The sequence below is a fragment of the Saccharopolyspora terrae genome (genome assembly GCF_004348435.1).
In the GTDB taxonomy this organism is placed as follows: Bacteria; Actinomycetota; Actinomycetes; order Mycobacteriales; family Pseudonocardiaceae; genus Saccharopolyspora; species Saccharopolyspora endophytica.
Genome location: NZ_SMKS01000018.1, coordinates 1 through 24,259 on the forward strand (window position 1 = coordinate 1; position 24,259 = coordinate 24,259).

24 protein-coding genes are annotated in these 24,259 nt (G+C 69.0%); 15 read left to right on the plus strand and 9 right to left on the minus strand.

Annotation, left to right across the window (positions count from 1 at the left end):
* The first annotated feature begins 128 nt into the window (after positions 1-128).
* The 3 genes from E1181_RS12965 to E1181_RS12975 all read left to right on the plus strand — a co-directional run bounded on the left by E1181_RS12965 (position 129) and on the right by E1181_RS12975 (position 3,583).
* A complete protein-coding gene (locus tag E1181_RS12965; RefSeq protein ID WP_132674427.1) occupies positions 129-1,511 on the plus strand; it encodes a glutamate decarboxylase in 1,383 nt (460 codons plus the stop codon).
* 120 nt (positions 1,512-1,631) lie between these two features.
* Complete coding sequence (locus E1181_RS12970; protein ID WP_132674429.1) at positions 1,632-2,183, plus strand: sigma-70 family RNA polymerase sigma factor; 552 nt, start codon at positions 1,632-1,634, stop codon at positions 2,181-2,183.
* 713 nt (positions 2,184-2,896) lie between these two features.
* Complete coding sequence (locus E1181_RS12975; protein ID WP_132674431.1) at positions 2,897-3,583, plus strand: zf-HC2 domain-containing protein; 687 nt, start codon at positions 2,897-2,899, stop codon at positions 3,581-3,583.
* A 55-nt stretch (positions 3,584-3,638) separates the two neighbouring features.
* On the opposite strand, the gene E1181_RS12980 is transcribed toward E1181_RS12975, so the two are convergent.
* Genes E1181_RS12980 through E1181_RS12990 form a run of 3 tightly spaced genes read right to left on the minus strand, consistent with a single transcriptional unit; the run spans position 3,639 to position 5,699 of the window.
* Positions 3,639-4,481, minus strand: a complete 843-nt coding sequence (locus E1181_RS12980) for an SAM-dependent methyltransferase (RefSeq protein ID WP_207922131.1) — start codon at positions 4,479-4,481, stop codon at positions 3,639-3,641.
* A gap of 18 nt (positions 4,482-4,499) precedes the next feature.
* Positions 4,500-5,393 (minus strand): helix-turn-helix domain-containing protein, encoded by an 894-nt coding sequence (locus tag E1181_RS12985; RefSeq protein WP_132674435.1) that lies wholly within the window; start codon positions 5,391-5,393, stop codon positions 4,500-4,502.
* A 54-nt stretch (positions 5,394-5,447) separates the two neighbouring features.
* Positions 5,448-5,699, minus strand: a complete 252-nt coding sequence (locus E1181_RS12990; protein ID WP_132674437.1) for a DUF397 domain-containing protein — start codon at positions 5,697-5,699, stop codon at positions 5,448-5,450.
* Positions 5,700-5,961: 262 nt separating this feature from the next.
* On the opposite strand from E1181_RS12990, the gene E1181_RS12995 reads away from it, so the two are divergent.
* Positions 5,962-6,645, plus strand: coding sequence for a GGDEF domain-containing protein (locus tag E1181_RS12995; RefSeq protein WP_165944615.1), 684 nt, complete (start codon positions 5,962-5,964; stop codon positions 6,643-6,645).
* A gap of 66 nt (positions 6,646-6,711) precedes the next feature.
* On the opposite strand, the gene E1181_RS13000 is transcribed toward E1181_RS12995, so the two are convergent.
* Complete coding sequence (locus E1181_RS13000; protein WP_235876731.1) at positions 6,712-6,933, minus strand: zinc finger protein; 222 nt, start codon at positions 6,931-6,933, stop codon at positions 6,712-6,714.
* Between the two features lie 450 nt (positions 6,934-7,383).
* Here E1181_RS13000 and E1181_RS32565 point away from each other — a divergent pair, with 450 nt between their 5' ends.
* Together E1181_RS32565 and E1181_RS13010 are read left to right on the plus strand one after the other, a co-directional pair.
* Entirely contained in the window at positions 7,384-7,617 is a 234-nt protein-coding gene (locus tag E1181_RS32565) for a DUF397 domain-containing protein (RefSeq protein WP_165944616.1), read from the plus strand.
* 168 nt (positions 7,618-7,785) lie between these two features.
* On the plus strand, positions 7,786-8,646 hold the full coding sequence (locus E1181_RS13010; protein WP_132674445.1) for a helix-turn-helix domain-containing protein: 861 nt from the start codon (positions 7,786-7,788) through the stop codon (positions 8,644-8,646).
* 37 nt (positions 8,647-8,683) lie between these two features.
* On the opposite strand, the gene cysC is transcribed toward E1181_RS13010, so the two are convergent.
* Entirely contained in the window at positions 8,684-10,495 is a 1,812-nt protein-coding gene (gene cysC, locus E1181_RS13015; protein ID WP_132674447.1) for an adenylyl-sulfate kinase, read from the minus strand.
* A 228-nt stretch (positions 10,496-10,723) separates the two neighbouring features.
* Positions 10,724-11,629 carry a sulfate adenylyltransferase subunit CysD gene (gene cysD, locus E1181_RS13020; protein WP_132674449.1) on the minus strand — a complete coding sequence of 302 codons (906 nt, stop codon included), beginning with the start codon at positions 11,627-11,629 and terminating at the stop codon, positions 10,724-10,726.
* Between the two features lie 140 nt (positions 11,630-11,769).
* Between cysD and E1181_RS13025 the strand changes: the two genes are divergently transcribed.
* The 6 genes from E1181_RS13025 (at position 11,770) to E1181_RS13050 (ending at position 17,851) form a co-directional block, all read left to right on the plus strand.
* Positions 11,770-12,237 (plus strand): nuclear transport factor 2 family protein, encoded by a 468-nt coding sequence (locus tag E1181_RS13025; protein WP_132674451.1) that lies wholly within the window; start codon positions 11,770-11,772, stop codon positions 12,235-12,237.
* Positions 12,238-12,313: 76 nt separating this feature from the next.
* Complete coding sequence (locus E1181_RS13030; RefSeq protein WP_132674453.1) at positions 12,314-13,477, plus strand: hypothetical protein; 1,164 nt, start codon at positions 12,314-12,316, stop codon at positions 13,475-13,477.
* A 5-nt stretch (positions 13,478-13,482) separates the two neighbouring features.
* On the plus strand, positions 13,483-14,268 hold the full coding sequence (locus E1181_RS13035; protein ID WP_132674455.1) for an SDR family oxidoreductase: 786 nt from the start codon (positions 13,483-13,485) through the stop codon (positions 14,266-14,268).
* A gap of 224 nt (positions 14,269-14,492) precedes the next feature.
* Positions 14,493-15,647, plus strand: a complete 1,155-nt coding sequence (locus tag E1181_RS13040) for a sulfotransferase family protein (RefSeq protein ID WP_132674457.1) — start codon at positions 14,493-14,495, stop codon at positions 15,645-15,647.
* A gap of 35 nt (positions 15,648-15,682) precedes the next feature.
* Positions 15,683-16,843, plus strand: coding sequence for a lactate 2-monooxygenase (locus E1181_RS13045; protein WP_132674459.1), 1,161 nt, complete (start codon positions 15,683-15,685; stop codon positions 16,841-16,843).
* Positions 16,844-17,011: 168 nt separating this feature from the next.
* Positions 17,012-17,851, plus strand: coding sequence for an SAM-dependent methyltransferase (locus tag E1181_RS13050; RefSeq protein WP_132674461.1), 840 nt, complete (start codon positions 17,012-17,014; stop codon positions 17,849-17,851).
* Here E1181_RS13050 and E1181_RS13055 read toward each other — a convergent pair whose 3' ends face one another.
* The gene (locus E1181_RS13055) at positions 17,852-18,211 is read right to left on the minus strand and encodes a BlaI/MecI/CopY family transcriptional regulator (protein ID WP_132674463.1); all 360 of its coding nucleotides are present in this window, start codon (positions 18,209-18,211) and stop codon (positions 17,852-17,854) included. It abuts the gene before it with no gap.
* A gap of 696 nt (positions 18,212-18,907) precedes the next feature.
* Here E1181_RS13055 and E1181_RS13060 point away from each other — a divergent pair.
* Positions 18,908-19,264: a hypothetical protein gene (locus E1181_RS13060; protein ID WP_132674465.1), complete on the plus strand. Its 357-nt coding sequence runs from the start codon at positions 18,908-18,910 to the stop codon at positions 19,262-19,264.
* Here E1181_RS13060 and E1181_RS13065 read toward each other — a convergent pair.
* Positions 19,253-22,198, minus strand: a complete 2,946-nt coding sequence (locus tag E1181_RS13065) for a glycoside hydrolase family 2 TIM barrel-domain containing protein (protein ID WP_207922132.1) — start codon at positions 22,196-22,198, stop codon at positions 19,253-19,255. The genes E1181_RS13060 and E1181_RS13065 overlap by 12 nt on opposite strands.
* A gap of 211 nt (positions 22,199-22,409) precedes the next feature.
* Here E1181_RS13065 and E1181_RS13070 point away from each other — a divergent pair, with 211 nt between their 5' ends.
* Both E1181_RS13070 and E1181_RS13075 read left to right on the plus strand, forming a co-directional pair.
* The gene (locus tag E1181_RS13070; RefSeq protein WP_132674561.1) at positions 22,410-23,084 is read left to right on the plus strand and encodes a class I SAM-dependent DNA methyltransferase; all 675 of its coding nucleotides are present in this window, start codon (positions 22,410-22,412) and stop codon (positions 23,082-23,084) included.
* A gap of 84 nt (positions 23,085-23,168) precedes the next feature.
* Positions 23,169-23,765: a hypothetical protein gene (locus tag E1181_RS13075; RefSeq protein ID WP_132674467.1), complete on the plus strand. Its 597-nt coding sequence runs from the start codon at positions 23,169-23,171 to the stop codon at positions 23,763-23,765.
* Here the strand turns inward: E1181_RS13075 and E1181_RS13080 are convergent.
* A complete protein-coding gene (locus E1181_RS13080; RefSeq protein WP_132625730.1) occupies positions 23,758-24,111 on the minus strand; it encodes an ArsR/SmtB family transcription factor in 354 nt (117 codons plus the stop codon). The two genes, E1181_RS13075 and E1181_RS13080, sit on opposite strands and share 8 nt — an antisense overlap.
* Positions 24,112-24,259 lie beyond the last annotated feature (148 nt).

Below are 24,259 nucleotides of genomic sequence, written 5' to 3' on the forward strand. Positions count from 1 at the left end.
ACTGCGGGGTTCCGGCCCACCTGCGCCGCAGGATGACCATCAGGCCCAACCCCCGCCGCACCCACGCCACCACCTGATCGGGTTAGGTCGGCGCTGCCGCGACCCGTTCCCGCGCGCAACCTGAGCGGGTGCCGCTGACGCATCCGGACAACACGCCTCGCCCGCACCGCAGCGAACTCGCGGTGAACCCGATCTTCACGCGCGAACCCGTGCACGTGCCGACCTACGACCTCCCCAGCCGGGGAACCGATCCCGAGGTCGCCTACCAGATCGTGCACGACGAGCTGATGCTCGACGGCAACGCGCGGCTGAACCTGGCGACCTTCGTGTCCACCTGGATGGAACCGCAGGCCGCCCGGCTGATGTCGGAGTGCTTCGACAAGAACATGATCGACAAGGACGAGTATCCGCGCACCGCGGCCCTGGAGGACCGGTGCGTGCGGATGCTCGCCGGGCTGTGGCACGCGCCCGACCCGCACCACGTCGTCGGCTGCTCCACCACCGGATCGTCCGAGGCGTGCATGCTCGCCGGCCTCGCGCTCAAACGCCGCTGGCGGGGAACCGGCACGCCCAACATCGTGCTCGGCGCCAACGTGCAGATCTGCTGGGAGAAGTTCGCCAACTTCTTCGAGGTCGAACCGCGGTACGTGCCGATGGAGGGCGACCGCTTCACGCTCTCCGCCGAAGAGGCGCTGCGGCGGGTCGACGAGAACACCATCGGCGTCGTGACCATCATGGGCTCGACCTTCGACGGCTCCTACGAGCCTGTCGCCGAGGTCTGCCACGCGCTCGACGAGCTTGCCGCGCGCGGCGGCCCGGACGTGCCGGTGCACGTCGACGGCGCCTCCGGGGCGATGATCGCGCCGTTCCTGGACCCGGACCTGGTGTGGGACTTCCGGCTGCCGCGGGTGGCCTCGATCAACACCTCCGGGCACAAGTACGGGCTGGTCTACCCGGGGGTGGGCTGGGTCGTGTGGCGCACGCCCGACGCGTTGCCCGACGAGCTGGTGTTCCGGGTGAACTACCTCGGCGGCGAGATGCCGACCTTCGCGTTGAACTTCTCCCGGCCGGGAGCGCAGGTGGCCGCGCAGTACTTCAGCTTCCTGCGGCTGGGATTCGACGGATTCCGGCGGGTGCAGCAGGAGTGCCGCGACGTGGCGACGCGATTGGCCCGCGAGATCGCCGCGCTCGGGCCGTTCGAGCTGCTCACCGACGGCAGCCACATCCCGGCCTTCGCGTTCACGCTGCGCGACGACGTCCGGAATTATTCCGTTTTCGACGTTTCCGCTGCTCTTCGCACCAGCGGCTGGCTCGTTCCGGCCTACACCTTCCCCGAGGAGCGGACCGACCTGGCGGTGCTGCGGATCGTGGTGCGCAACGGGTTCAGCCACGACCTCGACCTGCTGCTCGACGACCTGCGCCGCGCCCTGCCGATGCTGGAGGCGCAGACCAAGCCCGCCCGGGGTCACGACTCCGCCGGGTTCGCCCACGGAGCCCGTTCCCGCGGCTGAATCGCGAACGGTGAAAACTTCCCGGACAGCGGGAAATCCCAGCCCTCAGCCGGTGGGGACGATCACGCTCAGTCGATCAGCTGATCGCAAGCCGTTCGAAGCCGACTAGCCTGCCCGGTTATGAGTCGTTCCGAGGACGCGAACGCGCGGCTGACCGAGCTCGCGCTGCAGGCGCGTCGCGGTGACCCGCACGCCATGGAGTCCTTCATCAGGGAGAGCCAGCACGACGTCTGGCGCTTCATCGCGCACCTGGCCGGACCGCACCTCGCCGACGACCTCGCGCAGGAGACGTTCCTGCGCGCGTTCCGCAGCGTCCGCCGGTTCAACGCCCGCTCCTCGGCCCGCACCTGGTTGCTGACGATCGCCCGCCGCGTGGTCGTCGACCAGATCCGCTACGAGCGCTCCCGCCCGCGCACGACCCACGCCACCCCGGCCACCGAGCCGACCTCGCCGGACACGGGCTTCGAGAACGTCGTCGAGCTCAACCTGCTGCTGAGCGACCTCGACCCGGAACGCCGCGAAGCCCTGGTCCTCACCCAGGTCCTGGGCCTCCCCTACGCCGAAGCCGCCCACGTCACCGGCTGCCCGATAGGCACCATCCGCTCCCGAGTCGCCCGAGCCCGCGACCAACTCCTGGCGACCCAAACCCACCAAGACGAAGAAACCGGCTGACCTGGCCACTCGACCGCCTGTCCGGCGAACAGCGGCTCCAGCCAACCCCGTCGACCGATAATCCTCTGGCCCCGTCCAGAACACCGGATTACGGCAGTAATCATCCCCCCGATTACGGCGGTAATCAGGGTCGTAGGACCACCCGGACCCGCGGTGGTCACCCAACCTCCCCAGATTTCAGTGGAAATCCGGAACCCAACTTCCACCAAAACCCGGAACCCAGCTGAGGACGCCGACGATGCCCTGGTCCCACCCAGAACACCCGATTACGGCCGTAATCCGGCCCCTGACTACGGCGGTAATCGGGGTCGTGGGGCCGCCCAAACCCGCGGTAGTCGCCCAACCTCCCGGTTTTCAGTGGAAATCCGGGACCTGACTTCCACCGAAATCCGGAGCCCAGCTGGCGGCACCGATGATCCTCTGGTCCCCGCCCAGAACACCCGATTACGGCCGTAATCCGGCCCCTGATTACGGCGGTATTCGGGGTCGTGGGACCGCCCGGACGCGTGGTGGTCGCCCAGGGTCCCGGATTTCAGTGGAAATCCGGGACTCGATTTCCACTGAAATCGGGAACCCGGCTGGGGGCGAGGCGACGGACGTTGATCTTGGGCGGTTCGGGCCTGGACTGGACGGAGCCGATGGCCGCTCACGGGGCTTCGGGGTGCGGGTGACCCGGTGGGAACTTCTGGGGTGCGGGGAGCGACAGTAGTGGTGTGGACTGTTGCGTGTGCCGGGAGGCGCTGTCGGCGCGGTGGGACGGCGAGGAACCTCCGGCGGCCTGGGCCGAGGTGGAGCGGCATCTCGCCGAGTGCGGTGAGTGCCGGGACTGGGAATCCCGCGCCGTCGCGTTGAGCAGGGAGTTGCGGGTGCGGGCGGTGCCGAGCACCCCCGACCTGACCGCGTCGGTGATGCGGGCGCTGCCGGCGCCCGCGGTCCGGCGCTGGCCCCGCGTGCTGCTCGGCGTCGTCGCAGTCGTGCAGATCGCGCTGGGCGTCGCGCAGCTGCTGGGCACCGGCGGCCACGAGGCGATGGCCGGGCACGTGTTCCACGAGAGCACCGCCTGGAACCTCGCGCTCGGAGCCGGGTTCGGCTGGGCGGCCTGGCGGGTCCGCGCGGGTGCCGGGATGGTCCCGGTGCTCGGCGCGTTCCTCGCCGTGCTCACCTTCGTCAGCGTCCAGGACCTGGTGACCGGAGTCGTCACCGCGAGTCGCCTCGTCTCGCACCTGCCGCTGGTGGCGGCGCTGGTGCTGCTGCTGGTCATCCGCCACGACCACCGGGACGGAGAAACCGGCCCGGGCCACGGCATCCGCCCGGGCGAGAACACCATCACGGCGGACGATCCCGACGAACCGGCGCCACCGCGCGAGCTCGGCCCGACCGCCTACCGTCGGGCCGGGTAGGAGCTGTCCTCAGGTGTGGGACTCAGCTCGCACCGCCGCAGGTGCGCCGCGACGCCTAGCGCTTGCGGGCCATGGCGGCCCAGTAATAGGCGCTGCGCGGGTCGACCTCGCGCTGCGGGTGGAGCTTGGTGATCCCGGCCGGCTCCGGGTCGGGCCGCCACGCCAGCACCGGCGCGACCCCGGGCTCGACCAGGTCCATGCCCTCGAAGAGCGCCGCGACCTCGTCCTGATCGCGCGGCTGGAACGGGATCCCGGACTGCTCGGCGGAAGCCACCACGCCCGCCATCGCTTCCGGGTCGAAGTCGGCGGTGGGGTGGGTGATCGTCAGGTAGCTGCCCGACGGGACCGCGTCCATCAGCTTGCCGAGCACCTGCTCGACCTCCGAGTTCTCCCGGAAGTACATGAGCACCGCCACCAGCATCACGGCGGTCGGCTGCGTCAGGTCGAGCGTCTCGGCCAGCGCCGGGTCGGACAGGATCGAGTCCGGGTCGTGCAGGTCGGCGAAGATGAACCGGGTCGCGCCCTCGTCTGTGCTGGCCATCAGCGCGCGGGCGTGCGCGAGGACGATCGGGTCGTTGTCGACGTAGACCACGCGGCTGGCCGGTTCGGCGCTCTGCGCGACCTCGTGCACGTTGCCGCTGGTGGGGATTCCGGTGCCGATGTCGAGGAACTGCCGGATGCCGCACTCCTGCACCAGGTACCGCACCGCGCGCCCGACGAACGCCCGGTTCGCGCGCGCCATGGTCTTGATGGTCGGGATGTGCTCGGCGATCACGTCGCCCAGCGCGCGGTCGGCCGCGAAGTTGTCCTTGCCGCCCAGCCAGTAGTCGTAGACCCGGGCCTCGTGCGCGACGGTGGTGTCGATCTCGACCGGCAGCCGGCCGCCCTGCTCGCTCATCGGCATCCCTCGGATTGATCAGTACTCGGTCATCAACTCGCGCAGCAGCTGCGTGGTGTCCTGCGGTGTCGCCGCCTGCACGCTGAGCAGGTTCATGACCGCCTGGTACTGGTCCAGGTCGTTGCGCTTGTCCAGGTACAGCGCGCTGGTCAGCTGTTCCAGGTAGACGACGTCGGGCAGGTCCGACTCGGGGAACCGCACGATGGTGAACGGACCGCCCGCCGCGGCGTGCCCGCCGACGCTGTAGGGCAGCAGCTGCACGGTCACGTTGGGGAGTTCGGAGATGCGGATCAGGTGCTCGATCTGCCCGCGCATGATCCGCTCACCGCCGATCGGGCGGCGCAGCGCGGCCTCGTCGATGACCGCCCACAGCGTCGGCGGCTCGGGTCGGGTGAGGATGTCCTGGCGGCGCATCCGCAGCGCGACCCTGCGGTCGACCTCGGCCGACGGTTCCTGCCCGTGCCCCAGCAGGATCACCGCGCGCGCGTAGTCGGGCGTCTGCAGCAGGCCCGGCACGAACTGGGCCTCGTAGGTGCGGATGATCTCGGCGGCCTGCTCCAGGCCGAGGTAGGTCTCGAACCACGACGGCAGCAGGTCACCGTACTGGTGCCACCAACCGGGTTCGTTGGCCTGCCGAGCCAGCGACAGGAACGCCGCGCGCTCCCCGGAGTCCTGCACGCCGTAGAGGGTCAGCAGGTCGTTGAGGTCGCGCTCCCGGAAGCTGACGCGTCCCAGCTCGAGACGGCTGATCTTCGCGTGCGACCCGCGAATGGCATCACCGGCGGCCTCGCGGCTGATCCCGCGCTCTTCGCGCAGGCGTCGGAGCTGACCGCCCAGCGCGATGCGCAGCACGGTCGGCCCAGCGGTGGACCCGCTCTGCTGCTTGCCCTGTCTCTCCGGCTCGATGCTCATCGTGTCGATACCCCCATCGGGAGCAATGCGGCATCCGATCGCCGCCAAAGCCAGTCAGCAGATTAGATCATCGAAGTCGCCTTCTTTAACCCCTTCGAGAAAAGCGGCGATTTCTTCTCGCGTGTAGACCAGCACTGGCCCCTCCGCGAAGCGCGAGTTGCGGACGGCGACCCGGCCGCGCTCCAACTCGGCCACCTCGACGCAGTTCCCGCTCGGGTTGCTGTGCGCGCTCTTGCGCCAGCGCAGGTCAGACCGCCAGCTCAGGTCTGCCCACCGCGGAGTCTCCGGCACTGCGGACTCCGGCATGGATGCCTCCAACATTCGGGCGAAATCGCGTCCGTGCTTGCAGGTGTTCTTGCAAACGTTCTTGCATCTGCAAGGTCAGTCCGGGACAGTAGCAGCAGCAGAACGATCGTCGATCTTGATCCGTCAGCGGGAATCCGGTGCCCGGCAAATGGCCCCGGCGCGCGCGGGAGGAGGCCGAGGGGATGATCCGGTTGTCGCGGCGGGAGACGGTTCGCCGCGTGCATCAGACTCGCCCGGCTTCGACCCACGATCGGGCGACGCGATGAGCGTGCTCGTCGCGGTCGGCGCGTTAGCCCTCTGCGCGATCCTCTCGGCGGCTCTGCTGGACTCCCGCCGCAAACGTCGTGAGCTCGAAAAGCGGCTCGCGGTGGCCGATCGCGCCGCGCACACCGATCCGCTCACCGGCCTGGCCAACCGCGCGGGCCTCCAGCGCGCGCTGGACCACCAGCGGGCCTCCACGCGCCCCAGCGATCACATCGCCATGATCCTGCTGGACCTGGACGGGCTGAAGGAGACCAACGACCTCTACGGCCACGACTTCGGCGACAGCGTCCTGGTCGCGGTGGCCCACCGGATCAACGAAAAAGCCGGGCACGCGGCGTGCGCGGCCCGGCTTGGTGGGGACGAGTTCGTGGTGCTGCTCAGCGGCGAGGCGCCGCAGGACGCGGATGCGCTGGCCGCCGAGCTCTGCGCTGACATCGCCTCGGCGGAGGTCATGTCGGAGATGCCGATCCGCTGCTCCGCCAGCGCGGGGGTCGCGGTGCTGCCGGCGCACCGTATGCACCAGCTCGTCACCGCCGCGGACCAGGCCATGTACCGGGCCAAGTCCACCCGCGCGGGAACCTCCAGGTATCAGCCCCTCACCGACGTCGCCGACCGGATCCCGCGAAACCGGACTGCGCTGGTGGCCTTGGAAGGTGGCGCCTCGAAGGAGGCCCAGGGCTGACCCTCTCCAGGACTGCTCCGGGTGCGGGACTCAATTCGCACCGCACAGCCCTCCACTCGAAGACTCCTAGACGGTCGCGGTCTGCCGTACTGCGCCGACCATGCGGTGCGCTTCGGCGTTGCACGCCGGGCACGTGTTCCACAGCCACGCCATCTCGCCCACCTCGGCGCGCATCTCGCGGTCGCAGAGCGTGGTGATGGTGCTGCCCGCCGGGTAGCCCCCGGACGGCCGGTGGTCGGTGCTCGCGTGACGCTCCCCGAGGGCCGGAACCCAATGGAACGGATGCATCCGCACACTCTCCTTCTCTGCCGTGTCCCGCCGCGTCATGTCGTCTTGCCTGATCGCGATCCGGATCGCCGCTCGGCCACAACCCGGGTAATCAGCTGTTCAGATGGATTCCAGACCGACGATGCCAGCGGTCGCCGCCAAGCATCGGCCACACGGTAGGGCCCCATCAGAAGGAATATTCCCGATTATGTCATGCCCCAGGGGGAGCCCGCACGCCGCACGCGTCACACCCACCTGCCAATCCTGCCGCGAAATCGCGTGCGCCTGCCGCACTGTCACTCGTGCGGCGGTATGCAAGACCCACACGCAATCCATGCCGGACTGCTCCGCCCGCGCCCCCCGGATGCTCCCGGTCAAGTGGAGTGGCATGATCCCTCCCCGGATCGTCTACGATTAATCGTAATCACATCCGCACCACGGAGTCGAGAGATTCGGAAGGGATGCACCTCGATGCTTCACCCGGAACCGACCGCGATCCCCGCCTTCAGCGCCACTGGCTGGGCTTCGGCGTCCGCCTGCGGGCCGAACGGGGGAAACTGCGTCGAGGTGAACTTGACGGTCCCCGGGCGTGTCGGGGTCCGCGACACCAAACGCTTCACCGGTGACGTCCTGCTCAACTTCGACACGACGAGCTGGAACCGATTTCTCACCGACATGAGAGCGGGGAGCTTCGACATCGACTAGATCTTCGCAGCTCACAGCCGTTTCCTGATTAATCACCGCCGGGCGCGGATCACCGGCGGTGACCCGTTTGCCGCGCATCCACGTTCGAGTGCATTACAGTGTTGTTCTTGACAGACGCGTTTGCGCTTGTCAGACGTGGTGACGGCAGAGCATACGAGCGGAGATCTGGTGCCGAGCACGGTAACTTCGCGACGCAGGCAGCTCGGGAACGAGATTCGCCGCGCGCGGCAGGCCGCGGGCATGACCCAGCAGTACGTCGCGGAGCTGCTCGGATGCAGCCAAGGCAAGATCAACAAGATCGAGTCGGGCACGGTCGCGGTCAAGAAGGCCGAGCTGCAGAAGATGCTGGAGGCGTTCAACTCCGGCAAGGCCGAAGCCGATCTGATGCTGGACCTCGCGCAGTCCAGCTCCGGGCAGCGCGGCCAGTGGGCCGGCTACCGCTCGGCGGTGCCGCAGTGGTTCCGCACCTTCACCGACCTCGAACCGGCCGCCGCGGAGATCCTCAGCTGGCACGGCGAGCGCATCCCGGGCCCGCTGCAGTCCGAGCACTACATGCTCACCCAGTTCTCCGAGGACCGCGCCACCGACGTCACCGCGCTCGTGCGCAACCGGCTGGACCGCAGGCGGGTCTTCGACCTGCCGCGCCCGCCCTACTACCGCTTCGTGCTCAGCGAAGCCGCGTTCCACCGGATGCCGGGCGGACCGAACCCGTCGGTCGCGCTGGACCAGGTCGAGCACCTGCTGGACCTGCAGACCCGGTACCCGAAGGCCTACGTGCACATCCTGCCGTTCGACGTGCGGCTGCCCTACGTGCCCAACGACTTCACGATCATGCGGTTCTCCGACGGCACCAAGGACTTCGTCTTCGTCGAGCACGTCGCGGGCGGGCTGTACCTGGACGACGAGGACGACTTCAACCTGTTCAACGACGCCTGGGACCGGCTGCGCGGAGCCGCGCTGGAGCGCCACGACACCGTGGCCCGCCTGCAGGAGCTGGCGAAGCAGTACCGGAGCCAGATCGAGTTCTGATTAATCGTGAAACACCCTCACCCGCAGCGGGCCCGGGTCAGTCGAGCAGGTCCGCGATCATCGACGCCATGACGCCGGGATCACCGGTGTCGGGCCGCAGCACCACCTCCGGGTCCTGCGGGGGCTCGTAGGTGTCGTCGACACCGGTGAAGCCGGTGATCTCCCCCGCCCGCGCCCGGGCGTAGAGGCCCTTGGGGTCGCGCGCCTCGCACAGCTCGATCGGGGTGTCGACGAAGACCTCCACGAACGTCAGCTCCGCGTCCTGGTGCACCTGCCGCGCCCGGTCGCGGTCGGCGCGGTAGGGACTGATCAGCGACACGATCGACACCACCCCGGAATCGGCGAACAGGCGCGCCACCTCGCCGACGCGGCGCACGTTCTCGGCTCGGTCCTCGGCGCTGAAGCCCAGGTCGGAGTTGAGCCCGTGGCGCAGGTTGTCGCCGTCGAGCAGGTAGGCCGGCCTGCCCGCCGCGACCAGCCGCCGTTCCAGTTCGACCGCCACGCTGGACTTTCCCGCCCCCGACAGCCCGGTGAGCCACACCGTCGCTCCCCGGGTGCGGCGCTGTTCCCTGCGCACGGCGGTGGAGACCCAGCTGACGTGGGACTCGGCGGTGTCCGGGCCGGTGATCATGCCCGCGGCCACGGTGTTGTTGGTGGCCTCGTCGACGAGGATGAAGCTGCCGGTGGTGCGGTTGCGGCGGTAGGCGTCGAACAGCAGCGGCTGCTGCGCGCGCAAGCGGATCCGCCCGATCTCGTTGAGGGACAACGACGTCGCGCTCGTGTCGCGGTGCAGGGTGTTGATGTCGAGCCGGTAGTCCAGCTGCCGCACCTGGGCGCGCGTGCTCCGCGTGGTGTGCTGGAGGGCGTAGCGGCCGCCGGGTTCCAGCGCGGTCTGCTCGGTGAGCCAGCAGACCAGGGCGTCGACGTCCTGACCCGCGTGCGGCCGGTTCTGCGGGCGGCAGATCATGTCGCCGCGCGAGACGTCGAGGTCGTCGGTGAGCCGAACGGTGACGGCCTGCGGGGTGAACGCCTCCTCGACGACTTCCCCGCCAGGCCCCCAGATCTCCTCGATGCCGGTGGTGAAGCCCGAGGGCAGCACGACGACGTCGTCACCGGGTTTGAGCACGCCGCCCGCGACCGTTCCCGCGTAGCCGCGGAAGTCGCCGTCGCGGATGACGTACTGCACCGGCAGCCGCGCGTCGATGAGGTTGCGGTCGGAAGCGACGTGGACCTCTTCGAGGTGGTGCAGCAGCGAAGTCCCCTCGTACCAGGGCATGTTCTCGCTGCGGTGCACGATGTTGTCGCCGCGCAGCGCCGAGACCGGGATGAACGTCAGGTCCGGCGCGTCGAGCTTCATCGCGAAGGAGGCGAACTCGGCGCGGATCTCCTCGAACCGCTGCTGCGAGTGGTCCACGAGGTCCATCTTGTTCACGCACACCACCAGGTGCGGGATCCCGAGCAGGCTGGCCAGGAACGCGTGCCTGCGGGACTGCTCGAGCACGCCCTTGCGCGCGTCGACGAGCACCAGCGCGAGGTCGGCGGTGGAGGCGCCGGTGACCATGTTGCGGGTGTACTGGATGTGCCCGGGCGTGTCGGCGATGATGAACTTGCGCCGGGGCGTGGCGAAGTAGCGGTGCGCGACGTCGATGGTGATGCCCTGCTCGCGCTCGGCCCGCAACCCGTCGGTGAGCAGCGCGAGATCGGGGCCGTCGGTCCCATGACTGGCGCGCTCCACGGCCTCCAGCTGGTCGCTGAGGATCGTCTTGGAGTCGTACAGCAAACGCCCGATCAGCGTCGACTTGCCGTCATCAACGCTGCCAGCAGTAACCAACCGAAGCAGCTGCGTCATAGAACTCCTCATGCGGTCGTGCTTCCGCTACCTGCCTAGCAACGGCGAAGCCGTTTCTCCTTGCCCCACCCGAGCAACTCGCACCGCCGCGGGTTCTCAGACGTCTTCTGGGGAGGACAGCCGAAGCGCCGTGTATTGGTCATACATAAGTCTCGGCTCCCGGAGCCAGAAGGCGTCTGAGGTTCCGCTACCCGCACCGCTGAGCAAGAGGACCACCGAACAGTCACCTCAGAAGTAGCCCTCGCGTTTGCGGTCTTCCATTCCTGCTTCTGAGATGCGGTCGTCGGCGCGGGTGGCTCCGCGTTCGGTAACGCGGGCCGCGGCGACCTCGGCGACGACGTCGCGGACGGTGCCGGCCGTGGAGGGCACGCAGCCGGTGCAGGTCGTGTCGCCCACGGTGCGGAAGCGGACGGTGGCCTCGTAGGGCTGCTCGTCCTCGCCCGGCGTCAGGTGCGGGTTGGTGGCCAGCAGCATGCCGTCGCGCTCGAAGACGGTGCGCCGGTGGGCGTAGTAGATCGACGGGAGTTCAATGCCCTCGTCGAGGACGTACTGCCAGATGTCGAGCTCGGTCCAGTCCGACAGCGGGAAGACGCGGATGTGCTCGCCCTCGCGGTGCCTGCCGTTGTAGAGGTGCCACAGCTCGGGGCGCTGGTTGCGCGGATCCCACTGGCCGAACTCGTCGCGGAAGCTGAACACGCGCTCCTTGGCCCGGGCCTTCTCCTCGTCGCGGCGGGCACCGCCGAAGACCGCGTCGAAGCGGTGCTCGCCGATGCTGCGCAGCAGGGTCCGGGTCTGCAGCCGGTTGCGGCCGGCTCCGGGCTGCTCGACGGAGCGGCTCGCGTCGATGTCGTCCTGGACGCTGCCGACGAGCAGGCGCAGGTCGAGCCGCCGCACGGTGCGGTCGCGGAAGTCGATGACCTCGTCGAAGTTGTGGCCGGTGTCGATGTGCAGGACCGGGAACGGCAGCGGTGCGGGCCAGAAGGCCTTGGTGGCGATGTGCAGCATCACCGCGGAGTCCTTGCCGCCGGAGAACAGCAGCGCGGGCCGCTCGAAGGATGCGGCGACCTCGCGGAACACGTGCACCGCCTCGGCTTCCAGGCCGCGCAGGTGGGTCAGCTCGTAGGTCGTGGTCACGCCGGACCCGCCCTTTCCATCGAAACCGAACCTAGAACAAGTTTCACAGAAAAGTAGAACAAGTTCTTGCGCTCGGTCAAGCTGCGCGGAAAGCTGGGTCCACCCCTCGAAGCCAACCTCGCAAGACACAAGGAGGCGTCATGGACCTCGTCGCGCTGGAGGAGATCAAACGACTGAAGTACCGCTACCTGCGCGCGGTCGACCTCAAGCTCTGGCACGTCCTCGCCGAGGCGCTCACCGAGGACGCCGTGGCCGAGTACGGAACCGAGGCCACGGGCTCCAAGCTCGAACTCACCAGCCGTGAGGAGATCCTGAAGTTCATGCGGGACAACCTCGGCCCGAGCATCATCACCACGCACGCCGCCGGCCAGCCCGAGATCGACATCGACGGCGACACCGCGACCGGGACCTGGAGCTTCGAGGACACGGTCATCGCGACCGAGTTCAAGACCTTCATCAAGGGCGCGGCCTTCTACGAGGACACCTACCGCCGCGAATCCGACGGCCAGTGGCGCATCAGCAAGACCGGCTACACCCGCACCTACGAGCTGATGCACACCTTCGACGACCTCCCGAACTTCAAGCTCACCGCGAACCGCTGGAGCTGAGACGCCACGGGGGTTCCAGCCCCCGAGCGCCAAAGACGACCGCAGAGCACTAGAACGAGTTCTCAAAGAGGAGCTTATGCTCACTCAGCCCTTCGTCGAAGCCGTCTCCGAAGCCGAAGAGGTCATCCGGCACGCCAAGCACATCCGCGACGAGCAGGACCTCATCGAGGGTTACGACTACCTCGCGGGCAGCATCCAGGCCTCCCTCATGCTCGCCTGGGCCTACGAGCGGGACTTCCCGTACTTCGTCCAGTCCACCGGCCCCTACACCAAGATGGGCCTGGACAACCCCGACGCGCTGTACTTCCACTCCTACATCCGCGACGACGCCGAGTACGTCGTGACCGGAAAGCGCGGCAGCACAACGGACCTCAGCTTCCAGGTGCTCAACGGCGACTACTCACCGGTGGACGTGCCCGACAGCCTCGCCGCCTTCGACGACCGACGGATCGACGTCGACGACAACGGCGACTTCGAAGTGCGCTTCGGCCCCGGCCCCGCCGGTCCGAACTACTTCACGCTCGCTCCGGGTTCGGCGATGCTGGTGGTGCGCGAGGTCTACAGCGACTGGGACTCCGAGCGCCGCGGCATGATCCGGATCCGCCGCGAGGACACCACGGGCACCGCTCCCCCGCCGCGCACCATGGACGCGCTGACCAAGCGCTACGGCGTCGCGGGCAAGATCCTGCTGAGCCGGTTGCGGACGTTCCTGGCGTTCCCGGAGTGGTTTTACCTGAACCAGCCGGTGAACACGATGAACGACCCGCGCTCCACACCGGGCGGCCTGGCCACCCAGTTCTCCTCGGCAGGGCACTTCGAGCTGTCCGAGGACCAGGCGATGATCGTCACCGTCCCGAAGTCCGACGCCCCCTACCAGGGTTTTCAGCTCGGCAGCCCCTGGTACGTCTCGACCGACTACATCAACCATCAGACGAGCCTCACCGCGGAGCAGGCGCGCACCGACCCCGACGGCAAGATCCGGTTCGTCCTCACCGAGCGCGACCCGGGGCTGGCGAACTGGCTGGAGCTGACCGGGCACACCCGCGGCTACCTCCAGATCCGCTGGCAGCGCCTCTCCCGCGACCTGGGCCCCGAGGACGGTCCTCAGGTGGAGGTCGTCGGGTTCGACGAACTGCCGCAACGACTTCCGCACCACGAGCACTCCCGCGTGACACCGCAGGAGTGGCGGGAGCGAATCGCCGCGCGGCAAGCAGCCGTGCACAACCGGATGCTGGGGTGAGGCCGATGCTGGACGGACTGCTGCGCGACAAGGTCGTCGTGATCTCCGGAGTGGGACCGGGACTCGGCCGGGCACTGGCCCAGAGGTCCGCGATGGCCGGCGCCGACGTGGTGCTGGCGTCGCGGACCGAATCCCGCCTCAAGGCCTCCGCCGACGAGGTCACCGAGCTCGGGAGGCGGGCGTTGGTCGTGCCCACCGACATCACCGACGAAGACGCCGCCGCCCAGCTGGTGAGAAGGTCGGTGGAGGAGTTCGGGCGCGTCGACGCGCTGATCAACAACGCGTTCGCGATCCCACCGCTGTCCGACCTCGCCGACACCGACCTCGACGCGATCCGGCAGGGGTTCGAGACCACCGTGCTCGCCGCGCTGCGGCTGACCCGGCTGTTCACCCCCGCGCTGGCCGAAACCCGAGGCGCCGTGCTGATGGTGAACTCGGCGGTGCTGCGGCACTCCCGCCGCAACTACGGCGCTTACAAGATGGCCAAGTCCAGCCTGCTGTCCCTGGCGCAGAGCCTGGCCACCGAGCTCGGACCGAAGGGCGTGCGGGTCAACTCGATCGCGCCCGGCTACATCTGGGCGGACTCGCTCAAGTGGTACCTCGGCCACCTCGCCGAGCAGCGCGGCGTCACCCGCGAGGAGGTCTACGAGGAAATCGCCGCCACCACCGACCTGCGCACACTCCCCGAACCGGACGAGATCGCGGACGCCGCGCTGTTCCTGATCTCCGACCTGGCGAGGATCGTCACCGGTCAGTGCCTGGACGCAAACGCAGGAGAATTCCACCACTGATCTTTCAGTCGCTCTCCTTCTGCGAAGCGGCGCGAGTGGCGGAACCTGAGACGCCGTCTGGACTCCGGGCGCCACTCCTGATGTATGCCAATACACGGCGTCGCGGCGTCCTCGCCAGACGACGTCTCAGAACCCGCGGCGGTGCCGGTTGCGAGGGTGGTGTGAACGCCTCGCGGCTCCGCCGCTTGCACTCTGGTAGCGACGACATCCCTGAGGAGCTTTCCATGAGCGTCGGGCGTGAAAGCGTTGGTACTGTTGAGGATTTGCACGCTTCGGCGAGTCGTCTCGTCGGGTTGGACGACTTCGGGGTGGATGACTACACCGACGGTCTCGGCGTGCTGTTGGAGTCCTACGCGCGGGATGCGGAGCTGACTCCGCTGGGCAACAAGGTCAAGCGGGCCTTCCTGCGGGGTGCGTTGACCGCTCGGCTGTTCAGCGAAGCGGCGTGGAAGCAGCACCCGCAGCACGCCGAAGTCGCCGTCGAGCGGCCCATCTTCGTCACCGGGCTGCCGCGCACCGGCACCACGGCGCTGCACCGGCTGCTGACCGCCGACACGGCGAACCAGGGGCTGGAGCTGTGGCTGACCGAGGTGCCGCAGCCGCGGCCCCCGCGCTCGACGTGGGAGGACGACCCCGTCTTCCGGGGAATTCAGCAGGGCTACACCCAGCACCACGTGGAGCACCCCGAGTTCATGGGCGTGCACTACATGTCGGCCGAGCAGGTCGAGGAGTGCTGGCAGCTGCTGCGGCAGTCGATGCGCTCGATCTCCTACGAGTGCCTGGCGCACCTGCCGACCTACTCCCGCTGGCTGGAAGGCCAGGACTGGTCGTCGGCCTACGCCCGGCACAAGCGCAACCTGCAGCTGATCGGGTTGCCCGAGAACGACCGGCGCTGGGTGCTGAAGAACCCCAGCCACCTGTTCGCGCTGGACGCGCTGCTCGAGGTCTACCCGGACGCGCTGGTGATCCAGACCCACCGGGAGCCGCGCACCGCGATCGCCTCGGTGTGCAGCCTGGCCGCGCACGCCACCGACGGGTGGTCGCAGACCTTCCGAGGCGACACGATCGGCCGCGACCAGCTCGACCTGTGGTCGCGCGGACTCGCCGAGTTCAACGCCGCGCGGTCCCGGCACGACCCGGAGCAGTTCTACGACGTGCGCTACGAGGATTTCATCGCCGACCCGATCGGCGTGGTCGAGCGGATCTACGGGCACTTCGGGCTGCCGCTGAGCGAGGACGCGGCAGCGGCGATGCGGCGCCTGCACTCCGAGAGCACCGCAGGTCACGCCAAGCCCGCGCACCGGTATTCGCTGGCCGACTTCGGATTGCGGCCCGAAGAGGTCGACGAGCGCTTCGCCGGGTGGGCTCCCGTCGGTTAGATTCCGCAGCGGAATCGACGGCCGGAGGGGCGGGCATGGCGTACGGCGACTACCAGCTGGAGATCTACCTCAACGGGTTGAGCGGGGTGCTGCCCGACCTCCCCATGGAGTTCGACGAGCTGGAGGAACGCGCGAAAGCGGCCATGCCGCCGACCGTCTGGTCCTACGTCCACGGCGGCGCCGGCTCGGAGCGCACGCAGCGCGCCAACGTCAGCGCCTTCGACCGCTGGGGGCTCGTCCCGCGCATGTTCGTCGGCGCCACCGAGCGCGACCTCGAAGTGGATCTGTTCGGCCTGACGCTGCCGTCACCGGTGTTCATGGCGCCGATCGGCGTGCTCGGGATCTGCGCGCAGGACGGGCACGGCGACCTGGCCACCGCCCGCGCGGCGGCGCAGACCGGTGTGCCGATGGTGGCCTCCACGCTGTCCTCGGATTCGCTGGAGGACGTGGCGGGCGAATTCGGCGACACACCGGGCTTCTTCCAGCTCTACACGCCGAAGGACCGGGATCTGGCGGAAAGCCTCGTGCGCCGGTCCGAGAACGCCGGCTACAAGGGCATCGTCGTCACCCTCGACACCTGGATCCCCGGGTGGCGCCCGCGCGACCTGGCCACCTCGAACTTCCCGCAGCTGCGCGGGCACTGCCTGAGCAACTACTACAGCGACCCGGTCTTCCGCGCGGGACTGGACAAGACGCCGGAAGAGGACCCGGGCGCCGCGGTGCTGCGCTGGGTCTCCACCTTCGGAAATCCGCTGACCTGGAACGACCTGCCGTGGCTGCGGTCGCTGACCGACCTGCCGCTGATCGTCAAGGGCATCTGCCACCCCGATGACGTCCGCCGCGCCAAGGACGGAGGCGTGGACGGCATCTACTGCTCCACCCACGGCGGCAGGCAGGCCGACGGCGGTCTTCCCGCCCTGGAGGTGCTGCCCGAGGTCGTCGACGCGGCCGACGGCATGCCGGTGCTGTTCGACTCCGGCGTCCGCAGCGGCGCCGACGTCGTCAAGGCCCTGTCCCTGGGCGCCACGGCCGTGGGCATCGGACGCCCCTACGCCTACGGACTCGCGCTCGGCGGTACCCCGGGCGTCGTGCACGTGCTCCGGAGCCTGCTCGCCGAAGCGGACCTCATCATGGCCGTGGACGGCTACCCCTCGATCGCCGACCTGACCCGGGAAGCCCTCCGCCGGCTGACCTGAAGCACGTCGAGTTGCGTTGCCGGATAACCGGTTTCGTTCACATCGAGGGCGGAAACCGAATCCACCGCGCGGGAATGTCCGGACAGGAACGGCGACCGGGTCCTGCGCGGTTGCCAACGCCGCTACACTCCGGCGAAACGTGATCGAGTCCACTGGAGTTCGGGGCGGATGGGAATCGAAGGCGAGGCCGGCGTCGGGGCGGCGGCCGGCATTGACACCAGCAAGGCGAGCATCGCGCGCGTCTACGACATGTTCCTGGGCGGCAAGGACAACTTCGCGGCCGATCGCGAGGTCTACGAGACGATCCAAGCGGTCGCCCCGCAGGGCGACGAGGTGGCCAAGTCGATCCGCCGCTGGCTGATCCGCGTGGTGCGGCACCTGGCGGGGTTCGAGGTCGGCATCGACCAGTTCCTCGACATCGGCTCCGGTCTGCCGACCGTGGAGAACACCCACGAGGTCGCCCAGCGCACCAACGCCGAGGCCACCGTGGTCTACGTCGACAACGACGCGACCGTGGCCGCCTACGGGAGGGCGCTGATGGAGGAGAACGACCACACCCACTTCGCCACCTCGGACCTGCGCGACCCGGCGGCTCTGCTGGCTACGCCACAGGTCGCCAAGCTGGACTTCGACCGGCCGATCGTGCTGATCCAGTGCGCGACGCTGCACCACATCGACGACGAGGCCGATCCGGCCGGGTTCATGAAGCACTACGTCGACGCGCTGCCGTCGGGCTCCTACCTGGCGATCTCGCACTGGTGGGACCCGGGTGACGAGCTGCCCGAGGGTCACCGGATGGCCCGGGAGCTGGAGCAGCGCTGGCGCGAGTCGTCGATGGGCACCGGCCGCTACCGCACGCGCGCGGAGATCGCCGAGCTCTTCGCGGGTCTGGAGCTCGTCGAACCGGGACTCGTCGAGCTCAACGACTGGTGGCCGGACGGACCCCGCCTGCGCGAGACCTCGCTGGTCGAGCGCCTGATCCTCGGCGGCCTCGCCTACAAGCCCTGATCAGTCCCGCTGGCGCTCGCGCAGGGCCGTGCGCAGCGCTTCCGCCTGCTCGTCGCTGACCGAGGCGACGAAGTGCGCCAGGACGACGTCCGGGGCGCCCGAGGCGACGAGCACCTGGTGCAACGAGCGGGCCGCGGCTTCCTCGCGGGTGCGCGTCGGCCGGTAGCGGTAGGCCCGGCCGTCCAGGTCCCGCTGCACCCAGCCCTTCCGGTGCAGGTTGTCGAGCACCGTCAGCACGGTCGTGTAAGCCAACGACCGACCGGTGTCGAGCCGCAACAGCACCTCGCGCACCTTGATCGGCTCCACCGAGTCCCACAGCACCCGCATCACCGCGGATTCGAGCTCACCCAGACAACGCATCGCCTTCCTCCCCGGGCACATCGTACGTCCGGATGCGCATGTCGCGCGCACTATGTGAATCAAGTTCGGGTTATTTGGCGAAACACGATCCATTTTGGACCCGAGGACACCCGCAAGGCCGTTGACCCACAATAGGATTCACATCTACTATGATCCTTAGTAGCGGTGCTGCCCCCAATCCCCGACGCCGCTACCTCGCGAGGCAACCGGTACTCCCCCCTCACCGGCCCTCGCCGAATGCTGGGCGGGTCCCAATCCCCCCTGGGATCCCGCCCAGCCCCAGTGATGAAAACGCATCAAGCGGAATTCTCCAATCCGCTAGAGCTGGTTCGAGGGCGTCCGCGAAGTCCGTCCGCACCTGCTTACCAGGCGTTTCGCAACCGGAATCCGGACGACTCCATGCCAGAAAACGCGAATTCCACGCGGATAGATCGATGAGCTGCAACTCCCGCCTTCCGCAAGCACAACTCCCCTTTGCCGGACGACACAAGGTTGCCGCGACGTGATTCGCGCGTCGTCGGATCGTTTTCTCCGATGTGAATTCCCTCCTATTCCGCGCCGGTCCGCTCTGCGATGCTTGCCCGCCGTCCCGGACGACGGCCGATCCAGGGCACCGCAGAGAAACTCGGATGGCTTCATGACACCCACCACACAGCGCTCCAGGCCCACCGACACCGCGCACCTGCGGGACCCGCGATGACCGCGCAGGAGAACCTCGGCGGCGAGGTGGAGCAGCTGCTGCGCACCTTCGAGGCGGCACTCGCCGAGACCGACCTGCTCGGCAGGCACGCCGACCCCGGCGAAGAACCTCCGCAGCTCCGCGAGCTGCGGGATCAGGTGGTGCGGCAGGTCCAGGACGTGCCGGCCGACCAGCTGCCGCGCGAGCGGTGCCAGAACTGCGACGGCGAGCGCGAGGTCTCAGCCGTGCACGTGCGGCGCAGCGACCAGACAGCTCCGCCCGAGGTCGTCACCGCGCAGCGGCTGTGCCCCAACTGCTGGGGGACCGGGCTCTCGCTCCGGCACACCGACCAGGCGCCGCAGCTAGACGAGTAGTTCGCCGATGCCGAGGAACCCGTTCTCGGCATCGGGGTTCGCGGTGGTCAGCTCGATCCGAAGCCGGTCGGTCGTCACGGGTTCGAAGGTGATGCGGGTGGTGGCGGCAGGATCACCGCTCTGCCCGCGCACCGGGACGAAGCGCGAACCGTCCCAGTAGCGCACCTCGATCGACGCGGGCACCGCGTGCGCGGAGTCGACGGTGAAGGTCAGCTCGGCGGCGTCGACCTGACGAGGTTCGGGCCAGGCGATCGACACCCAGTCCCGCGCGTGCGCTGCGCTGATGGCGGGCAGGAGACCGGTGGCCTCCTTCGCGTAGTGGTTCGACCAGCCGGTCGCCGGGTCCCCGTCGATCATGGCGGCGGGGACGGTGTCGGCCGAACCGGAATAGCTCGCGTCCGCGGTCGTCTCCGCCGGGCGCGCGGGAACCGCCATCGTCACCCGCACGTCCGCACCGGCGGGGACGATCGCCAACGCCTTGCCGCCGAAGGCCTTCCGCGTCGCCGAGCCGTAGTTCTCCGCGCTGTCCTGCTTGCCGTTGTCGGTTCCGAGCACCTGCCCGCCGGTGGCGGTGAAGGTCAGCTCGTGCTCCGCCGAGGGCACCAGCACGCCGTCGGCGTCGACGACCTCGGCGGTCACGAATGACAGCGCACCGACGTCCTCCCGGCTCAACCGGACCTCCGCCGCGGCTCCGGCGGTGCGCAGCACGTCGCGCGCGACCTCCGCGCCGTCCCGCTTGGCCACCGCCACCAGCTCACCCGGCTCGAACGGCACCTCCCAGGTCAGGTGCAGCTTGCCCGCGCTGCCGTTCGGACTGGTGTAGCTGCCGGGGAACGGGCCGTCGGTGACCGTCTTGTCGTCACCCGTCGGCTCGGTGGTCTCCAGGTACTCGCGGCCGTCGGTGGTGGTCTTGCGGTCGAAGCTCTTCTCCCCCAGCGACCGCCCGTTGAGCAGCAGTTCCACGGTCGGCGCGTTGCTGTGGGTCCACACCGCCACCGGCTCGCCCGGCCGGTGATCCGTCCAGTTCATCGGCACCAGGTGCACCATCGGTTCGCGGGTCCACTGGCTGCGGAACAGGTGGTACTGGTCCTTGGCGAACCCGGCGGTGTCGACCGCGCCGAAGAACGACGCCTTGACCGGGAAGACGTCCGAGTACGGCGTGGGTTCGCCGATGTAGTCGATGCCCGACCACAGGAACTGGCCGGCGAAGAACGCCCGGTCCCGGTCCTTCTTCAGCCCGTACTCACCGCTGTAGGTCCACGAGGACAGGTTGTTGTCGTAGGAGGACGTCCCGCGCTTGCCGGGCGTGTGGTTCTCACCGGTGTTGAGCTGGTGCGGACTGTCGTAGACGCCGCGCGTGGAGGTCTCCGACGACGACTCGGACTCGAAGAGGAACACCTGCGGGTACTTCGCGTGCAGCTCGTCGACCGAGGACGCGTTGTTGTAGTTGAGCCCGACGCCGTCGAGCATCCGCAGGATCTCGTCCTGCGGTGATCCGTCGGCGGGGACGCTGCGGTGCTTGTCCGAGCCGATGACCACCGGCCTCGTCGGGTCCAGCGCGCGCACCCGGTCGACCAGGCGCCTGGCGATGGGAACCCCGACCGGCGAGGTGGAATCGGGGATCTCGTTGCCGATCGACCACATGATCACGGCCGGGCAGTTCTTCGCCGCTTCGATCATCTCGGTCAGGTCGGCGTCGCTGTGCTCGTCGAAGAAGCGGTGGTAGTCGTGGTCGGTCTTGCCGGTGCGCCAGCAGTCGAACGCCTCGACCTGCAGCAGCACCCCCTCCCGCTCGGCCGCGCGCAGCAGCTGCGGCGAGGGCGGGTTGTGCGAGGTGCGGACCGCGTTGACGCCCATGCTCCGCATGATCCGGAGTTGCCGGACGATCGCGTCGTAGCTGGTGGCGGCACCGAGCGCGCCGAGGTCGTGGTGCAGGTTGACGCCCTGGAGCTTCATCGGCTCGCCGTTGAGCGAGAACCCGCGCTCGGGGTCGAAGGCGAACCAGCGGATGCCGAACGGGGTGCCGGTGCTGTCCACCGCGCTTCCGCCTGCGGACAACGAGACCTCGGCCGTGTGCAGCGCCGGGGACGCCACCGACCACAGCTGCGGATCGTCCACCCGGAGGTCGAGGCCGAAGGTGCGCGGTTGAGGTGCGAGGTCGACCGGTGTGGTGGCGCGGGCGACCTCGGCGCCCTCGGGGTCGCGCAGCACCACGGTCAGTTCCGCTCGCGTCGCACCGCTTTCGGCGACGGCGGTGGTGTCGACGTGCACGGTGGCGCGGCCGGGCAGCGACTCGGCGAGACCCGGTGTGGTGACGGTGATGCCGTGCCGCACCACGTGCACCGGATCGGTGACGACCAGGTGCACGTCGCGGTAGATGCCGCTGCCGGAGTACCAGCGGCTGCTGGGGATCTGGTTGCGCGCCTTGACCAGCAGCTCGTTCTCGCCGCCGTCGGTGCGGGTAAGCTCGGTGAGGTCGATCGCGAAACCCGTGTAACCGTACGGATGAGCACCGACCCGCTGGCCGTTGAAGATGGTCTCGGAGTCCATGTACACGCCGTCGAACTCGACGGAGATCTTCTTGCCGGCGGTCTCCGGCGGCAGCGCGAACGTCTTGCGGTACCAGCCGAGCCCGCCGGGCAGGAATCCCGTGCCGCCGGTGGTGAACTCGTCGTCGACGGGGTCGAGCTCGATGCTCCAGTCGTGCGGCAGCTCGACAGCGCGCCAGGACGGGTCGTCCGGCGCGGGTGCCTGCGCGTCTTCGCCCGTGGTGTTGAGCAGCGAGAACCGCCAGTCACCGCCGAAGTCGACGCTGCGCTGCGAGCCGGGTTCCGCGACCGCGCGCGGTGCTCCGCCGAGCACCACGGGCGCGGTGGTCGCGGCTGCTGCCAGCGCAATCATCTGCCGTCGAGTGAGCACGAAATCAAACGTCATCGAACGCCCCTCATGTTGATTTCACCCGCTGATTCAACACGACCGAACGGGATGTTTCGCCCTCGGAACAGCGATGTCAACGCGGCCGATCGGGTGCTCGCGACCGGAAAATCGGTGGCGGAACCGCGGTCTCCGGTGACATGGTTCTCGCGTGGTTGTGGACCATTTCGGCGAGGACGTCGCGGCGGAGCACGACTCCGACGAGACCGGCATGTTCTCCCCCGCGGTACTCGGGCCCGCGGTGGAGTTCCTCGCCGAGCTCGCCGGTGCCGATGCCGCGCTGGAGCTCGGCATCGGCACCGGACGAGTGGCCCTGCCGCTGAGCGCGCGCGGCGTCCCGGTGCACGGCATCGACCTGTCGGAGGCGATGCTGGCGCGCCTGCGCGCGAAACCGGGAAGCGAGCGGATCGGCGTCACCACAGGCGATTTCGCGCGCGCCAGGGCTCCCGGCGAGTTCGGCCTGGTGTACCTGGTGTTCAACACGATCAACAACCTCACCACGCAGGACGAGCAGGTCGACTGCTTCCGCAACGCCGCGCGGCACCTGACACCGGGCGGGCACTTCGTGATCGAGGTCGGCGTGCCGGCCCTGCAGAAGCTGCCGTTCGGCGAGACCCACGTGCCCTTCGACTTCGGCGCCGGCCACGTCGGCGTCGACGAGTACGACGTGGTGGACCAAGGCCTGATCTCGCACCACTTCTGGAAGCGCGACGGCCGGTGGAACCTCGATTCGATGCCGTTCCGCTACGTCTGGCCCTCCGAGCTCGACCTGATGGCCCGGCTGGCGGGGATGCGCTTGGTCGAGCGCTGGGAGGATTGGGAGCGCAGCCCTTTCACCAGCACCAGCGGCGAGCACGTCTCGGTGTGGCGCAAGGAGTCGGGGTGAAAATCATTGGGACTGCCGCGATCGGCTATTAATAGTCTACAGTGGATGATCGACGGCACGCCTCGGCTCTGGTAGGAAGCGCGCATGCGCTTCTACGCCGAACGCCCGATCCGCTTGGCAGCACAGGTGTTGTTCGACGCCCTCGCGATCGCCTGGGTCGCCGGGTTCTGCTGGCTCGCCGGGCTCGCGAAGTCCGCGGTGCTGGAGTTGCAGGCACCCGGGCATCACATGATCGAGGCGGGCGGCGAACTCCGGAGCACCTTCGCCGACGCGGCCGGCACCGCCTCAGGAGTCCCGTTCGTCGGCGACGACCTCGCCGGCGCGCTGGGACGCGGCGGATCGGCCGGGGACGTGCTCGTCGACGCGGGCGTGCGGCTGCTGGAGGCGGTCGGGCTGGCGGCCACCGGCGTCGCGGTCGTGATCGTGGCGTTCTCGCTGATCCCGGTGCTGGCGGTGTGGTTGCCGCGCCGGGTCCGCTACGCCCGCGCGGCCGGGCAGGCCGTGGCGATGCGCGCCCACGGCGTCGACCTGCTGGCGCTGCGCGCGCTGACCGAGCTGCCGCACCGCAGGCTCACGCGGATCGGCACCGAACCTGCGGCGGCGTGGCGCGCGGGCGACACCGAGGTCATCGCGCAGCTGGCCGGGATGCGGCTGGCCTCGCTGGGGTTGCGCGTCAGCTGACCGCGCCGGAGCGGTCCACGAGACCGAGCCGCAGGTGTTCGCTGTGGTAGACCGCCTCGTCGAGCAGCTGGGCGACGTGGTTGTCGTAGAGGCTGTAGACGATGCTGCGCCCCGAGCGGGCGCCGACGACCAGGCCGAGGTTGCGCAGCAGCCGCAGCTGGTGGGACACCGCGGACTGCTCCATGCCGACGGCTTCGGCGAGCTCGGTGACCGGGCGCGGCCCCTGCCGCAGCTCGGTGAGGATCAGCAGCCGGCTCGGCGTGGCCAACGCCTGCAGCGTGTTCGCCACGTGCGCGGCCGACTCCGCGTCGAGCCTGGTCGCCTCCCGATCCACTCCGTGTCCCATGCGCTGCAGTCTAGACCCGCATTTGCATGAACGCATGTTCATGTGTTCTGCTGTGCGGGTCTAGCTCAGCTCTGCGGAGGTTTCACCGTGGCCACGTCCACCACTGCTCCCCCACGCCTCGCGCCACCAGCGCGGACGCGGCTGTTCG

What these genes read in the sequence shown, in the direction of transcription:
- E1181_RS12995 (WP_165944615.1), top strand. Translation starts at nt 5,962, where the DNA reads ATGAGCGTGCTCGTCGCGGTCGGCGCGTTAGCCCTCTGCGCGATCCTC.
- E1181_RS13060 (WP_132674465.1), top strand. Translation starts at nt 18,908, where the DNA reads ATGACCGCGCAGGAGAACCTCGGCGGCGAGGTGGAGCAGCTGCTGCGC.
- cysC (WP_132674447.1), bottom strand. Translation starts at nt 10,495, where the DNA reads ATGACGCAGCTGCTTCGGTTGGTTACTGCTGGCAGCGTTGATGACGGC.
- E1181_RS13080 (WP_132625730.1), bottom strand. Translation starts at nt 24,111, where the DNA reads ATGGGACACGGAGTGGATCGGGAGGCGACCAGGCTCGACGCGGAGTCG.
- E1181_RS13040 (WP_132674457.1), top strand. Translation starts at nt 14,493, where the DNA reads ATGAGCGTCGGGCGTGAAAGCGTTGGTACTGTTGAGGATTTGCACGCT.
- E1181_RS12990 (WP_132674437.1), bottom strand. Translation starts at nt 5,699, where the DNA reads ATGCCGGAGTCCGCAGTGCCGGAGACTCCGCGGTGGGCAGACCTGAGC.
- E1181_RS13000 (WP_235876731.1), bottom strand. Translation starts at nt 6,933, where the DNA reads ATGCATCCGTTCCATTGGGTTCCGGCCCTCGGGGAGCGTCACGCGAGC.
- E1181_RS13045 (WP_132674459.1), top strand. Translation starts at nt 15,683, where the DNA reads ATGGCGTACGGCGACTACCAGCTGGAGATCTACCTCAACGGGTTGAGC.
- E1181_RS13055 (WP_132674463.1), bottom strand. Translation starts at nt 18,211, where the DNA reads ATGCGTTGTCTGGGTGAGCTCGAATCCGCGGTGATGCGGGTGCTGTGG.
- E1181_RS32565 (WP_165944616.1), top strand. Translation starts at nt 7,384, where the DNA reads ATGCTTCACCCGGAACCGACCGCGATCCCCGCCTTCAGCGCCACTGGC.
- E1181_RS13035 (WP_132674455.1), top strand. Translation starts at nt 13,483, where the DNA reads ATGCTGGACGGACTGCTGCGCGACAAGGTCGTCGTGATCTCCGGAGTG.
- E1181_RS13065 (WP_207922132.1), bottom strand. Translation starts at nt 22,198, where the DNA reads ATGACGTTTGATTTCGTGCTCACTCGACGGCAGATGATTGCGCTGGCA.
- E1181_RS12970 (WP_132674429.1), top strand. Translation starts at nt 1,632, where the DNA reads ATGAGTCGTTCCGAGGACGCGAACGCGCGGCTGACCGAGCTCGCGCTG.
- E1181_RS12985 (WP_132674435.1), bottom strand. Translation starts at nt 5,393, where the DNA reads ATGAGCATCGAGCCGGAGAGACAGGGCAAGCAGCAGAGCGGGTCCACC.
- E1181_RS13050 (WP_132674461.1), top strand. Translation starts at nt 17,012, where the DNA reads ATGGGAATCGAAGGCGAGGCCGGCGTCGGGGCGGCGGCCGGCATTGAC.
- E1181_RS13070 (WP_132674561.1), top strand. Translation starts at nt 22,410, where the DNA reads ATGTTCTCCCCCGCGGTACTCGGGCCCGCGGTGGAGTTCCTCGCCGAG.
- E1181_RS13030 (WP_132674453.1), top strand. Translation starts at nt 12,314, where the DNA reads ATGCTCACTCAGCCCTTCGTCGAAGCCGTCTCCGAAGCCGAAGAGGTC.
- E1181_RS13025 (WP_132674451.1), top strand. Translation starts at nt 11,770, where the DNA reads ATGGACCTCGTCGCGCTGGAGGAGATCAAACGACTGAAGTACCGCTAC.
- E1181_RS13075 (WP_132674467.1), top strand. Translation starts at nt 23,169, where the DNA reads ATGCGCTTCTACGCCGAACGCCCGATCCGCTTGGCAGCACAGGTGTTG.
- E1181_RS12980 (WP_207922131.1), bottom strand. Translation starts at nt 4,481, where the DNA reads ATGAGCGAGCAGGGCGGCCGGCTGCCGGTCGAGATCGACACCACCGTC.